Origin of the sequence: Ramlibacter sp., from assembly GCF_050250995.1 — a bacterium.
Taxonomy (GTDB): Bacteria; Pseudomonadota; Gammaproteobacteria; order Burkholderiales; family Burkholderiaceae_C; genus Ramlibacter.
The window spans coordinates 61,733-76,210 of the sequence record NZ_JBFWNP010000006.1; the positions used below are offsets into that span (position 1 = coordinate 61,733).

Below are 14,478 nucleotides of genomic sequence, written 5' to 3' on the forward strand. Positions count from 1 at the left end.
CAATGTTTAATGCCCCGTGGGCGCGTCGGAACGGCCGAAAGTGGCGAAAATAGCGAAAGACGTTCTTTTCCGGATTCGCCCCCCTCGCCATGGCACTTCTTCCCATCCTGGTCTATCCCGACGAGCGCCTGCTCACGGTCGCCAAGCCCGTGCAGGCGGTCGATGCACGCATCAAGGCGCTCATCGCCGACATGACCGAAACCATGTACGACGCCACGGGCATCGGCCTGGCGGCCACGCAGGTCGACGTCCACGAGCGCGTGATCGTCATCGACGTGTCGGAGGAACGCAACTGCCCCATCGTGCTGATCAACCCCGAGATCGTGTGGGCCAGCGAGGAGATGGTGGTGGCCGACGAAGGATGCCTGTCCGTGCCCGGCATCTACGACGGCGTGGAGCGGTCCACGGCGGTGAAGGTGCGCGCGCTCGACGGGAACGGCACGGAGCGCACGCTGGAAGCCGAGGGCATCCTCGCCGTTTGCGTTCAGCACGAGATGGACCACCTGCTCGGCAAGGTGTTCGTCGATTACCTCTCGCCCTTGAAGCGCAACCGGATCCGCACCAAGATGCTGAAGGCGCGGCGCGATCCCGCGCGTGCCTGACCCGGCCGAGGTGCGTGCCATGCGATTCGTCGTCTCTCTCTTCCTGTGCGTCGCGGCGTTCGCCGCGGGCTGCGCCAGCCCCATGGGGGCCTGGGACATCGCCCTGGGCACGCCGCGCGCGGATGTGGTGGCGCGCGCGGGCCAGCCGACGCGCCTCGTCGCCCTGCCCAATGGCCTGCAGCGCCTGCAGTATTCGATGCAGCCGCTTGGCCACCATGTGTTCATGGTCGACGTCGATGCCGCGGGCCGCGTGGTGCGTTCGCGCCAGGTGATGACGCCCGAGGAGTTCCAGCGCATCGAGCCGGGCAAGTGGCTGCGCGCCGACGTCGAGCGCGAGTTCGGCCCGCCCGCGCAGGTCGACGCGGTGACCAGCTTCCGGGGCACGGTCATGACCTACCGCTGGAAGCAGGGCAACGATCCGATGTTCTATTGGGTGTATGTCGATCCCGCCGGCGTGGTGCAGCGTGCGCACCCCGGCATGGAGTTCGTCAACGCGCCCAACGACCGGTCCTGACGCGCATCCGATGCGCGTCGTCTTCGCCGGCACTCCCGACTTCGCCCGCGCCGCCGCCGAGCGCCTGCACGCGGCGGGCTTCGTCATTCCGCTCGTCCTGACGCAGCCCGACCGGCCCGCCGGCCGCGGCATGAAGCTGCAGCCCTCGCCGGTGAAGCAGTTCGCGCAGGCGCACGGCATCGCGGTCGCGCAACCGCGCAGCCTGCGGCTCGACGGAAAGTACCCCGAGGACGCGGCCGCGGCGCGCGACGCGCTCGCGCAGGCCGCCGCCGACGTGATGGTCGTCGCCGCCTACGGCCTGATCCTGCCGCAATGGGTGCTCGATGCGCCGCGGCTCGGCTGCCTTAACATCCATGCATCGCTGCTGCCGCGTTGGCGCGGCGCGGCGCCGATTCACCGCGCCATCGAGGCCGGCGATCCGGAGACAGGGGTGACGATCATGCAGATGGATGCCGGGCTCGACACCGGAGACATGCTGCTGGAGGCGCGCGTCGCGATCGCGCCGACGGACACCACCGGCACGCTGCACGACAGGCTCGCCGAACTCGGCGGCCGGCTGATCGTCGAGGCGCTGGAACTCGCGGCCTGCGGCGGCCTGGCACCGCGCGCGCAGCCGGCCGAAGGCGTGACCTACGCGCACAAGATCGAGAAGGCCGAGGCGGCCATCGACTGGACGCAGCCGGCCCGTGTCATCGAGCGGCGCATCCGGGCGTTCGACCCCTTTCCCGGCGCCACCGCCGCCTCGCGCGGCGAGACGCTGAAGGTCTGGCGGGCGACCGCGTCGATACAGGAACGCGGCGACGCTGCGCCCGGCGCCATCGTCGCGGTCGACGGACGTGGCATCGTCGTTGCCTGCGGCGAAGGGCGGCTGACGCTGACCGAACTGCAGCGCGCGGGGGGCAAGCGCCTGGGGGCGGGCGATTTCCTTCGCGGCTTCCCGCTCGAGGCCGGGCAGCGGCTCGAGGCGCCCCTGCGCTGATTCCCGATGTTCTTCCTGCCCTCCCTCCACCGCCATCCCGCCTTCCGCGCGGGCATGCGCAGCAGCGCCCAGGTGGTGCCCGGCGTCGCGGCCTGGGGCCTGATGACCGGCGTGGCGATGGTGAAGTCGGGTATGAGCGCGTTCGAGGCGATCGCGATGACGCTCTTCGTCTATGCCGGCAGTTCGCAGCTCGCCTCGATCCCGCTCATCGTCGCGGGCGCCCCGTTCTGGGTGATCGTGGCCACCGGCTTCTGCGTCAACCTGCGCTTCATCGTCTTCAGCCTCCACATGCGCGAGTACGTGATCCACCTGCCGCGCTGGCGGCGCATGGTGCACGGTTTCTTTTCGGCGGACACGACCTATGCGCTCTTCACCAGCCACAACCCGCGGCCGGCGACGGACGATGCGCAGCGGCACGAGCAGGAAGCGTTTCTCAGTGGCAACTACTGCGCCATCTGGCTGAGCTGGGTCGTCTGCAGCGTGATCGGGACGGTGCTCGGCAACGGCATCCCCTCGAACTGGGGGCTGGGCTTCGCGGGCGTGCTGTGCCTGATCGGCATCCTGTGCTCGCTCGCCAACACGCCGCTGCGCGCGCTGGCGCTCGTCATCGCGGGCTGCACGGCGGTCGCCGCGTATGCCTTGCCGCTGAAGCTCAACATCGTCACGGCCATCGGGGTGACGGTGCTTCTTTGTTTCTGGCTCGAAAAAGCCGTGCCGCGCGCGGCGGGACTCGGTCGATGAACGGCGAAACGGATCTCTGGACCCTGGCGGTGATCGCCGGCCTCGGCTGCATGACGGTGCTCACGCGCTGCTTCTTCTTCATCTTCGACCGGCCGTGGTCGCTGCCCGACGGCGCGCGCCGCGCGCTGAACTATGCGCCGGTCGCGGCGCTCGCGGGCGTGGTCGTGCCCGAGGTGGTGATGACGCAGGGGCACCTCGTTGCGACGCTGCTGGACGCGCGTATCTTCGCCGCGCTGGCCGGCGCCGCCCTGTTCCTCTGGCGCCGCAACACCTTCGTCACGCTCCTCGGCGGCATGGCCGTGTACCTGCCGCTGCACGTGGGCCTGGGCTGGTGAGGCTTTCTAGAATCGACACCACCATGAACATCCTCCGCTTTTCCGACCTGTGCGCCGAAGGCAAGGCGCGCGGCCAGCGCGTCTTCATCCGCGCCGACCTCAACGTGCCTCAGGACGACGCCGGCCACATCACCGAGGACACGCGCATCCGCGCCTCGGTGCCTTGCATCCAGATGGCGCTCGACGGCGGCGCCGCGGTGATGGTCACCTCGCACCTGGGCCGACCGACCGAGGGCGCATTCAAGCCCGAGGATTCGCTCGCGCCGGTGGCGACGCGTCTGTCGGAGCTGCTCGGCCGCCCCGTCGCGCTGAAGTCCGACTGGGTCGACGGCGTCGATGTGCAGCAGGGCGAAGTCGTGCTGCTCGAGAACTGCCGCGTGAACAAGGGCGAGAAGAAGAACGACGCGCAGCTCGCGCAGAAGATGGCCGCCCTGTGCGACATCTACGTGAACGACGCGTTCGGCACCGCGCACCGCGCCGAGGCGACCACGCACGGCATCGCGCAGTACGCGAAAGTCGCCTCCGCCGGCCCGCTGCTCGCGGCCGAGATCGACGCCATCGGCAAGGCGCTCGCGAACCCGAAGCGCCCGCTCGTGGCCATCGTGGCCGGCTCCAAGGTGTCGACCAAGCTCACCATCCTGAAGTCGCTCGCGGACAAGGTCGACCAGCTCATCGTCGGCGGCGGCATCGCCAACACCTTCATGCTCGCCGCGGGCCTGCCCATCGGCAAGTCCCTGGCCGAATCGGATCTCGTCGAGGAAGCCAAAGCCGTGATGGCCGCGATGAAGGCGCGCGGCGCCGAGGTGCCGATTCCCACGGACGTGGTCGTCGCGAAGACTTTCGCCGCCGATGCGCCCGCGAGCGTGAAACAGGCGCAGGACGTCGCCGCGGACGACATGATCCTCGACATCGGCCCGGTCACGGCGGCGCGTCTTGCAGGCATGCTGAAATCCGCGGGCACCATCGTGTGGAACGGCCCTGTGGGCGTCTTCGAATTCGAGGCGTTCGCGCAGGGCACGCAGGCCATCGCGCGCGCCATCGCCGGCTCCAGCGCGTTCAGCATCGCGGGCGGCGGCGACACGCTCGCGGCCATCGCGAAGTACGGCATCGAGAAGGACGTCGGCTACATCTCCACCGGAGGCGGCGCCTTCCTCGAGATTCTCGAGGGCAAGACGCTGCCGGCGTTCGAGATCCTGCAGAAGCGCGCGGGCGGCTGAAGAGGACTTGCGTCATTCCCGCCTTCGCGGGAATGACGGACGGCTGGGGTGCCAGAATGCGCCCCATGTCCACCGCCGAATCCCCCACGCCCCGCCGCCGCGGCACCAAGATCGTCGCCACGCTCGGCCCCGCATCCAGCGAGCCCGCCGTCCTCGAACGCATGATCGCCGCCGGCGTCAACGTCATGCGGCTGAACTTCAGCCATGGCACGGCGAAGGACCACATCGAGCGCGCCCGCCTCGTGCGCGAGACCGCGCAGCGCGCCGGCCGCGAGCTCGCGATCATGGCGGACCTGCAGGGCCCCAAGATCCGCGTGGGCAAGTTCGCCGATGGCATGGTCCTGCTCGAACCGGGCGCTTCCTTCGTCCTCGACGCCGCGCGCACCGAGCTCGGCGACCTGCAGGGCGTCGGGCTCGACTACAAGGAGCTGCCGCGCGACGTGAAACCGGGCGACACGCTGCTGCTCAACGACGGCCTGATCGTGCTGGAAGTCGCCGCCGTGCGCGGCGACCAGGTGCGCACGACGGTCAGGCTCGGCGGCGTGCTGTCCAACAACAAGGGCATCAACAAGCAGGGCGGCGGGCTCACGGCCCCCGCGCTGACCGCGAAGGACATGGAGGACATCCGCACGGCGATGAGCTTCCAGGCCGACTACGTGGCGGTGAGCTTTCCCAAGACCGCGACGGACATGGAGATGGCGCGGCAGCTGTGCAACGTCGCGGCCGCCGAGTACCGGCACAAGCCGGGGCTCATCGCCAAGATCGAGCGGGCCGAGGCGATCCCGAACCTCGAGAAGATCCTGGAGGCGAGCGACGGCATCATGGTCGCGCGGGGCGACCTGGCGGTCGAGGTCGGCAACGCGGCGGTGCCGGCGCTGCAGAAGAAGATGATCCGCCTCGCGCTGCAGCACGACAAGTTCGTGATCACGGCCACGCAGATGATGGAGTCGATGATCACCAACCCCGTGCCGACGCGCGCCGAGGTGAGCGACGTCGCCAACGCCGTGCTCGACGGCACCGACGCCGTCATGCTGAGCGCGGAGACCGCCTCCGGCAAGTTCCCGGTGGAGACCGTCACGGAAATGGCGAACATCTGCGCCGAGGCGGAGATGGCCGAGGACGTGAAGCTCGACGCCGACTTCAGCGGCATGACCTTCTCGCGCATCGACCAGTCCATCGCGATGGGCGCGCTGTTCACGGCCTATCACCTCGGCTGCAAGGCCATCGTCGCGCTCACGGATTCCGGCTCGACTCCGTTGTGGATGAGCCGCCATCGCGTCCACATTCCGATCTACGCGCTCACGCCGCGGGTGGTGACGCAGCGCAAGATGGCCATCTACCGCAACGTGCGGCCGCTGCTGATGGACCAGAGCGTCGACCGCGACCAGGCGCTCGCGGATGCCGAGAGACACCTCAAGCGGCGCGGCATCGTCGGCTCGGGCGACATCTACGCCATCACCTGCGGCGAGCCCATGGGGGCGCCGGGGGGCACCAACATGCTCAAGATCTGCCGGGCGGAGTGAACACGCGGCCGAACTAACTAGAATCGATGGGGTAGTACCACCCCCTTCAGGAACAGCCATGCCTCTCGTTTCCATGCGCGAACTGCTGGACCATGCCGCCGCCAATGGCTACGGCATCCCGGCCTTCAACGTCAACAACCTCGAACAGGTCCAGGCCGTCATGGAAGCGGCGAAGGAAACCGATGCGCCGGTCATCCTTCAGGCGAGCGCCGGGGCGCGCAAGTACGCGGGCGAGCCCTTCGTGAAGCACCTGATCCAGGCGGCGCTTGAGGCGTATCCGAACATTCCGCTGGTGATGCACCAGGACCACGGCCAGAGCCCCGACGTGTGCAAGGGCGCCATCGACCTCGGCTTCTCCTCGGTGATGATGGACGGCTCGCTCGAGGCCGACGGCAAGACCATCGCCAGCTACGAGTACAACGTGGAAGTGACGAAGAAGGTCGTGGACCTCGCGCACAAGTACGGCGTGACGGTCGAGGGCGAGCTCGGCTGCCTGGGTTCGCTGGAGACCATGCGCGGCGACAAGGAAGACGGCCACGGCACCGACGCGACGATGACGCGCGAGCAGCTCCTGACCGACCCCGAGCAGGCCGCCGATTTCGTGAAGCGCACGCAGCTCGACGCGCTGGCTATCGCCATCGGCACGAGCCACGGCGCGTACAAGTTCAGCCGCAAGCCCACGGGCGACATCCTCGCCATCGACCGCATCAAGGAAATCCACAAGCGTATCCCGACCACGCACCTCGTCATGCACGGTTCGTCGTCGGTGCCGCAGGACCTGCTGGAGATCATTCGCCAGCACGGCGGCAACATGAAGGAAACCTACGGCGTGCCGGTCGAGGAGATCCAGGAAGCCATCAAGCACGGCGTGCGCAAGATCAACATCGACACCGACATCCGCCTCGCGATGACGGGCGCGGTGCGCAAGTTCATGGCCGAGAACCCCGAGAAGTTCGACATGCGCGAGTGGATGAAGCCCGCGCGCGAAGCCGCGAAGAAGATCTGCCGGCAGCGCTACGTCGAGTTCGGCTGCCAAGGCCAGGGCAGCAAGATCAAGGGCGACACGCTGCAGGTCGTGGCGGCGAAGTATGTGAAGGGCGAACTCGCGCAGGTGGTGAACTGAAGCCTGTGGCTCGGTCTTGCGGGAGAGGCTGAAGTCCCGGCAATAATGCGGCCCTGATGCCCGCCGACAACAAACCTGCGAGAGGGGGTGGGGAGCCCTCCCCGATCCTTAACGGACCGTACGACGAGCCTGCGTGGCATTACGCGACTGCGGAGGACGGTAGCCTTGACTATGAGCGCCCTATTCCGGGTCGACGGATTTTCGCGCCGACGACACCCCAGGTGCCCTTGGGTCGCCCGTCTCAAGGCAGCATGTTCGACGTCAACGATTTCGCGGCGGAGTATCGGGCACGGATCGTCAATCTGGTGCGCGAGCAGCTGATCGCTTGGCGCAAGAGCGGCTATGAAGGCGTCACGAGTAGGGTGACCCGAGACCTCCTCGCCTACTGGTTTCTCAATCCGGAGCGGCCCAGCCACATGCAACTCTTCTTTGCGCAGCGCGAAGCCGTGGAGGCTGCGATATGGCTCAATGAAGTGGCCGGCAAGTCGAACGTGGGCACGCACGTCTTGCGGGAGATAGGGCTGGCGAACGAATCCGCAGACGACCCCGCCGGCACCTTGCCCCGCATCTGCTTCAAGATGGCGACAGGAACGGGCAAGACGGTCGTCATGGCTTGCCTTCTGCTGTATCACTACCTCAATCGCTGCGAGTACCGCAACGACACGCGGTACGCCGACTACTTCCTGATTGTGGCGCCGGGTGTGACGATCCGCGACCGGCTCGCGGTGCTGCGAGTCGATACGCTGGCCGAGCGGGATGCCGACGCATCCGACTACTACCGCGAAAGGCAGCTCGTGCCACCGGCGTTCGCGGGCCTGCTTGCTGGCCTGAACGCGCGCTTGGTCATCACCAACTTCCATGGTTTCGAGCGGCGCCAGATCGGCGGCAACAAGAAGAGTCCGATGGACGGAAAGCTTGGCGCCGACGGCCGAAAGACCGTAGCACTGGAAAGTCCAGCGGAGGTCACACGCCGCATGCTGCCCGGCTTCAAGCCTGGCCGGCGAATGGTGGTCATCAACGATGAAGCACACCATTGCTACCTGCCGCGTGCCAAAGGCCGCGATACCGACGAGGAGGCGAGCGCTACCGAGAACGAGCGGGCGGCGGTGTGGTACTCCGGATTGCGTGAGGTGGCCCAACGGTGGCAGGTGGCCAGTGTGTACGATCTTTCGGCCACACCCTACTACCTCGCCGGCTCTGGGTGGCCGGCTTACTCGTACTTCCCCTGGATGGTGTCGGACTTCGGGTTGATCGAGGCCATCGAAGCGGGTCTGGTCAAGATCCCGTTTCTGCCGGTGGAAGACAACGCCCAGACCCTCGACGAGCCGACCTTGCGCAACCTCTATGAAGCCTGCAAGGGGGATTTGCCGTCAAGCAGGGGCGCTCGAACAGAATCGGGCGCGAAAGGGCTCAAGCGCGACTTGGCGAAGTTTGTGGAAGCGCCTCCACAGTTGCCACCACTTCTGCGACAGGCGCTCGTCCAGTTCTACGAGCACTACTCCGCGTACGACAAGGGTCTTCGCGAACAGGGCGAGCGCAGGAGGGACATGTTCACAGCGCCTCCCGTGTTTATCGTTGTGTGCAGCAACATGACGGTGTCCAAAGAGGTCTACAAGCTCATCGCCGGGTATGAGACTCAATCGGCCGATGGCCAACCCATGGTGGTACGCGGAGCCCTGGACCTGTTCTCCAACTTCGACAAAGTCACGCTCAAGCCGCTGCATCGGCCCCCCACGCTACTGATCGACTCCGACGCCTTGGAGCATTCCGGTCAGATCAATGACGAGTTCAAGCGCGTCTTCTCCACGGAGATCGAGCAGTTCAAGAGGGAGTACAGGCTCACGCATCCGCACCGCTCGGTGGACGCACTGACGGAGGCCGACTTGCTTCGCGAAGTTGTCAATACTGTCGGCCGCCCCGGCAAGCTGGGCCAACACATCCGCTGCGTTGTCAGCGTCGGCATGCTCACGGAAGGCTGGGACGCCAACACGGTCACGCATATCGTCGGCATACGCGCCTTCGGTTCGCAACTTTTGTGCGAACAGGTGGCAGGTCGCGCGCTGCGGCGGCGCGAGTATTTCATCGATCCGAAGACCGGCAAGTTCCCTCCGGAGTACGCGCACATCATCGGCGTGCCGTTCAAGTTCTTCAAAGGCGGCACCTCAGACCTTCCGACGCCGCAAGACATCAAGTATTTGCGCGCCTTGCCGGAGCGGGCCGACCTGACGATCGACTTTCCGAACGTGCAGGGCTACAAACTCGCGCTGGACCCGGACGCGATCGAGGCGGACTTTGCGGGTCTCCCTCGCTTCAAGATCAACCTTGCGCAATTGCCCACCAAGACGACGCTGGGCACGGCGTTCTCCGGAGACACGCAGGAGTTGCGTGCCGCCGTCGAGCACAGGCGCGACCAGGAGGTTGTGTACTGGGCAGCCCGGGCGACACTCAACCACTATTTTCGCAGCGACTTGGGCACAGTGCAGTTCGAACACTTCCGCGACGTACTGCGTATTGCCGAGAAGTGGTACGAGAGCGAGATCGATCTCGTCGGCGCCACGGACCGGTCCCTGCGGAAGTTGATTCGCGACTACCCTGAAAAGGCCGTGGCGGACAGCATCTATCGCGGGATCGAGGCAGCAAGCCTGCAGCGACAAGCCGCGCAGTCCACTGAAAAGACGCCACGCATCGTTCCGCTGCTCAACCGCTACCACCCTCGTGGAAGCACGGCCAACGTTCAGGCCAGCACGGCCAAGCCTGTTTTCGCGACGAAGCGCAGCCCTGTGAACTTCGTGGTGGCCGACACGGACAGCTGGGAGCAGCTTGCTGCCAAGACGTTCGAGCAGATCGACGCGATCGAAAGCTACGTCAAGAACGCCTTTCTGGGCTTCGAGATCCCCTATACCGACAAGGCGGGCAAGGACCGACGCTATGTGCCCGACTTCCTCTGCCGGATCAAGACGCCGGGAGGCAGGCGGTTCAACCTGATCGTGGAAATCACGGGCTTCGCACAGGACAAGGAACTCAAGCGCTATTTCACGCTGCAGCGCTGGCTGCCGGCCGTGAATGCGCAACGTGAAAAGTTCGGTGGCCTTTCATGGCACTTCCTGGAGATCACCGACATCGAACGCCTGAAGAACGAACTGGAGCCGACGGTAGAACGCATCGGCCGCGAGGTGGATGTGGGCGAGGCCACAGCCTGGGATGTGATCCAGTTGCTGTCCGAGTTGCCCGACGACGTGTTTGATGCCATACGCGAGTTGCGACCCGCGGAAGACCGCCCAGGCCTGATCGACGACGATGAGGACGCCGCCTGATGCCCAAATACCTGCTCGATACGAACGCGTGCATTGCGGTGCGCGACGCGCACCGCAATAAATCGGCAAAGAATCCTGCGACGTTGCAGCGCCGGGAGAAGGTGCACGCGAAGTGGCGAGCTACGCAGGCGGCCGATGTGGCCATGTCTGTCATCACCATGGGCGAGCTTCGCTACGGCGCCGACAAGAGCGCATCGCCGCAAAGAAGCCACGCGCTGCTGGATGCGCTGAGCGCCATGATCTCAGTGTTGCCATTGTCGGCAGATGTCTGCCGGCACTACGGCGAAATTCGGCACCAACTTCACCAGAATCCCATCGGCCCCAACGACAGCTGGATTGCCGCGCACGCGCGGCAGGCAGGTTGTGCGGTGGTCACTGGACACACATGCGAATTCGACCGTGTCTCCGGCCTGATAACCGAAGACTGGACTCAATAGCCATGGCCACCCGTAGGAAACCCGCTTCCCCACCGTCGGCCAGCAAGGCCAGCGCCGGAGAGACCGCGATCGGCAGCTTCAAGCCGGTGGATGCCCTCAAGCACGACAAGGGGCAGACGCCGGTCGCTCGGCCCTTCATTCCTAGCACGGAGGAGCAGGGCAACGAGTCTGATGCCATTGCCGGACTGCCGACGCGTAAGGCGGTGCCCTTGAATCCGGTCACTCGGCGCGGGCAGGACCCGGAGTTGTACTGGCTGCACAAGTACGGCGAGGGCGGCGACGTGCAGCAACTGGACGTGGACGTCCGCAGCCTGTATCGGCACGAGCACATCGCGCCGGAGAAGATCATCTCCAATCTGTACAAGCTGCGTGGCCAGAATGATGCGCAGCAAGAAATGTTCACGCACGAGCTGTTCGGCAATCCGCTGGCGATGGACGAACTGGACAAGCCGCTGTCGTATTACAAGCAGCCGAACAAGTGGCAGAACCGTCTCATCCAGGGTGACAGCTTGCTCGTGATGACGAGTCTGCTGGAGCGCGAGGGGATGGCCGGGCAGGTTCAGTGCATCTACATCGATCCGCCGTACGGGATCAAGTACGGAAGCAACTGGCAGATGCGGTTGAATGACCGCAATGTCAAGGACGGCGCAGACGAGAACCTGTCGGGCGAACCGGAAGTGATCAAGGCATTCCGGGATACGTGGGAGCTCGGAATTCACTCGTATCTGAGTTACTTGCGGGATCGTTTGCTGGTCGCACGCGAGCTGCTGAGTGCGACCGGATCTTGCTTTGTTCAAATCAGTGACGAGAATGTGCATTTGGTGCGGTCCTTAATGGATGAGGTATTTGGGAGTGAAAATTTCTCCGCACTTATTTCATTCAAGAAGACTGGATCTTTTGCTACGGATCTACTGCAACGGAATTTCGACTATATCCTCTGGTATGCAAAGGATGGTCGTTCAATCAAGTTCCGAAAATGCTTCAGCGAATCGCTGCTGACAGGTGGAGAGACCGCCTTCTACGATTGGTTGGAGGCCCAAGATGGCAGTCGACGCGAGCTCAGCGCCGAGGAGCGGCGGGATCCATCGCGAATTCCAGAGGGGGCTCGACCGTTTGCCCGCACTCCGCTGAATTCAGAAGGATTTGTTGGGGCGCTGCACTATGAGTTCAAGTTTGAGGGAGACTCCTACCGACCACCAATGACGAGACATTGGACAACCACTGAACGTGGCATGTCTCGCCTTGCGCTGGCGAAGCGATTGGTGAGGAAGGGCAATACGCTAAGGTATGTTAGGTATTGGGACGACTACCCCGTCGATCCGATCGGCTCAGTTTGGACGGACACCGGCGTCGGTGGCTTCGTGGGGGATAAGAGGCGCTACGTCGTGCAGACGGACAGCAAGGTCATAGCTCGCTGTGTTTTGATGACCACCGACCCCGGAGACCTCGTCCTTGATCCCACATGTGGCAGCGGTACCACCGCCTTCGTCGCCGAGCAATGGGGGCGTCGTTGGATCACGAGCGACACGTCGCGCATCGCCCTTAACATCGCCAAGACCCGTTTAATGACAGCTACCTACCCTTGGTACAAGCTGGTGGATGTGGTTGGTCAGGACGTGCGCCACGGCTTTTTATACAAGACGGTTCCGCACGTTACGCTCAAGTCGATCGCCAACGACGAGCCGCCAGAGACGGAGACTCTCTACGACCAGCCAGAGATTGACAAGAAGAAGCTGCGCGTCGCCGGCCCATTCACGGTCGAAACTCTTCAGGCAGACGAACCATTGGCGCCTGACCGACTTGCAGCCGCCGAGCAGGACATTGACAGCGCACAACGCTTCTTCGACCGCATCTTCGAGCACCTGAAAACCGCCGGCGTCAAGAACGGCGCGAAGGGCGAGACGGCCGTATTCTCGCGTGTGGATCTGATCAACGATCAGGAAGGCGCGTTGCACGCGGAAGGCTGGTACGACGCCGCTGGCGGAGAACGTAAGGCGTACTTCCATATCGGGCCGCAGTTCGGAACGGTAAGCCGTGTTGCGGTGAATGAAGCGATACGTGCCTGCGCCCGCAGGGGTGATGCCGACTGGCTGCTTGCGCTGGGCTTCGGATTCGAAAGTGACATCGAGAACCGCTCGGTGACGCGAAAAGTCGGCAGCTTCGAGATCACGAAGGTGCGCATGCATGACGACCTGATGCAGGATGGCCTGATCAAGAAGGACAAGAAGGCGGCTTCTTTTGTGACCATCGGCGAGCCAGACATCTGGCCCATCGTCGAGGGCGGGCAGGTGCAGATCGAAATTCGCGGGCTCGACATCTACGACCCGATCCGTGACGAAGTCAAGCCTCGCAGCGCCGCCGACATCAGCTATTGGATGCTCGACGCCGACTACGATGGTTCCAATTTCGTTCCGACGCAGGTGTTCTTCTGCGGCGGCGACAAGGACGAGTTCGACAAGTTTCGGCGCGGCCTGTCGTCCCTGGCCGTTGCAAGCGTCAAGAAGAACGCCGAGCACATGCTCAAGATCGAGATGGACGACGAGGCGTTCGAGCGTGTCTATGGTTTCAAGTCGCATCCTGTGCCTGCCGAGAAGGGCCGCAGGCTGGCCGTCCGGGTGATCAGTCAGTTCGGCGAAGAGAGTACAAAAGTGTTCGTCGTCTAGACTTCAGGCGTCCTGTCGTTGGGTGACAATTCGACGCCTCACGTGCATTCTTATGCCATCAGCACTTCACACCTCCAACATCGCCTCCCTGCCGCTGCTCGCGCGCGGCAAGGTGCGCGACAACTATGCGGTCGGCAGCGATCGCATCCTCATGGTCGCGAGCGACCGGCTCTCCGCGTTCGACGTGATCATGGGCCAGCCGATTCCGGGCAAGGGCGAGATCCTCACGAAGATGGCGCTCTTCTGGTTCGCACGCCTGGGCCACGTCTGCCCCAACCACCTGACCGGCGACTTCCCGGAGAGCGCGGTGCAGCCGAATGAAGTGGCGCAGGTGCAGGGCCGCTCGATGCTGGTGAAGCGGCTCAAGCCGATCCCGGTGGAGGCGGTCGTGCGCGGCTACCTCGCGGGCAGCGGGTGGAAGGAATACCAGGAGTCGCAGGCGGTCTGCGGCGTGCCGTTGCCGGCCGGCCTCACGAACGCCGCGAAGCTGCCGCAGCCGATCTTCACGCCCGCCGCCAAGGCCGAGGCGGGGGAGCACGACGAGAACATTTCGTACGAGCAGGTCGTGCGCATCGTCGGACCCGACATCGCATCGAGAATTCGCGACATCAGCATCGCGATCTACCAGGAGGCGGCCGACTTCGCGCTCACCAAGGGCCTGATCATCGCCGACACGAAATTCGAGTTCGGACTCGACGACGACGGCACGCTCGTGCTGATGGACGAGGTACTGACGCCCGATTCCTCGCGCTACTGGCCGGTGGAAGGCTACGAAGCCGCGTTCGCCGCGGGCGCGAACCCCCCGAGCTACGACAAGCAATTCGTGCGCGACTGGCTCGAGGCCGTGCGCATCGACGGCAAGCCCTGGGACAAAACCCCGCCCGCGCCGCCGCTGCCGCCCGACGTGATCGCGAAGACGGCGGCGAAATACCGCGAGGCGCTGGACCGGCTCACGGCCTGAGCCGGGGCCTGCGGCGCCAAGCCGCATCGCGCGCGCATGCGAGTGTCGGAATCCTCCGACACGCATGCC

12 protein-coding genes are annotated in these 14,478 nt (G+C 64.9%); all 12 read left to right on the top strand.

Annotated elements, in window-relative coordinates:
* Positions 1-89 precede the first annotated feature (89 nt).
* Positions 90-602, top strand: a complete 513-nt coding sequence (gene def / locus AB7E83_RS07415; protein ID WP_428567210.1) for a peptide deformylase — start codon at positions 90-92, stop codon at positions 600-602.
* A gap of 19 nt (positions 603-621) precedes the next feature.
* Complete coding sequence (locus AB7E83_RS07420; protein WP_428567212.1) at positions 622-1,116, top strand: hypothetical protein; 495 nt, start codon at positions 622-624, stop codon at positions 1,114-1,116.
* A 10-nt stretch (positions 1,117-1,126) separates the two neighbouring features.
* Positions 1,127-2,095 (top strand): methionyl-tRNA formyltransferase, encoded by a 969-nt coding sequence (gene fmt / locus AB7E83_RS07425; protein ID WP_428567215.1) that lies wholly within the window; start codon positions 1,127-1,129, stop codon positions 2,093-2,095.
* A 6-nt stretch (positions 2,096-2,101) separates the two neighbouring features.
* A complete protein-coding gene (locus AB7E83_RS07430; RefSeq protein ID WP_428567218.1) occupies positions 2,102-2,836 on the top strand; it encodes an AzlC family ABC transporter permease in 735 nt (244 codons plus the stop codon).
* Positions 2,833-3,171 (top strand): AzlD domain-containing protein, encoded by a 339-nt coding sequence (locus tag AB7E83_RS07435; RefSeq protein WP_428567221.1) that lies wholly within the window; start codon positions 2,833-2,835, stop codon positions 3,169-3,171. The genes AB7E83_RS07430 and AB7E83_RS07435 overlap by 4 nt, the downstream gene beginning before the upstream one ends.
* A 23-nt stretch (positions 3,172-3,194) precedes the next feature.
* Positions 3,195-4,388, top strand: coding sequence for a phosphoglycerate kinase (locus tag AB7E83_RS07440; protein ID WP_428567224.1), 1,194 nt, complete (start codon positions 3,195-3,197; stop codon positions 4,386-4,388).
* Positions 4,389-4,453: 65 nt separating this feature from the next.
* Positions 4,454-5,911 carry a pyruvate kinase gene (gene pyk, locus AB7E83_RS07445; RefSeq protein ID WP_428567227.1) on the top strand — a complete coding sequence of 486 codons (1,458 nt, stop codon included), beginning with the start codon at positions 4,454-4,456 and terminating at the stop codon, positions 5,909-5,911.
* A 58-nt stretch (positions 5,912-5,969) separates the two neighbouring features.
* Positions 5,970-7,034 carry a class II fructose-bisphosphate aldolase gene (fba, locus tag AB7E83_RS07450; RefSeq protein ID WP_428567229.1) on the top strand — a complete coding sequence of 355 codons (1,065 nt, stop codon included), beginning with the start codon at positions 5,970-5,972 and terminating at the stop codon, positions 7,032-7,034.
* Between the two features lie 56 nt (positions 7,035-7,090).
* Positions 7,091-10,348, top strand: coding sequence for a BPTD_3080 family restriction endonuclease (locus AB7E83_RS07455; RefSeq protein WP_428567232.1), 3,258 nt, complete (start codon positions 7,091-7,093; stop codon positions 10,346-10,348).
* On the top strand, positions 10,348-10,785 hold the full coding sequence (locus AB7E83_RS07460) for a PIN domain-containing protein (protein ID WP_428567235.1): 438 nt from the start codon (positions 10,348-10,350) through the stop codon (positions 10,783-10,785). The genes AB7E83_RS07455 and AB7E83_RS07460 overlap by 1 nt, the downstream gene beginning before the upstream one ends.
* A 2-nt stretch (positions 10,786-10,787) precedes the next feature.
* Positions 10,788-13,448, top strand: coding sequence for a site-specific DNA-methyltransferase (locus tag AB7E83_RS07465; protein WP_428567238.1), 2,661 nt, complete (start codon positions 10,788-10,790; stop codon positions 13,446-13,448).
* 52 nt (positions 13,449-13,500) lie between these two features.
* On the top strand, positions 13,501-14,409 hold the full coding sequence (locus AB7E83_RS07470) for a phosphoribosylaminoimidazolesuccinocarboxamide synthase (protein WP_428567241.1): 909 nt from the start codon (positions 13,501-13,503) through the stop codon (positions 14,407-14,409).
* Positions 14,410-14,478 lie beyond the last annotated feature (69 nt).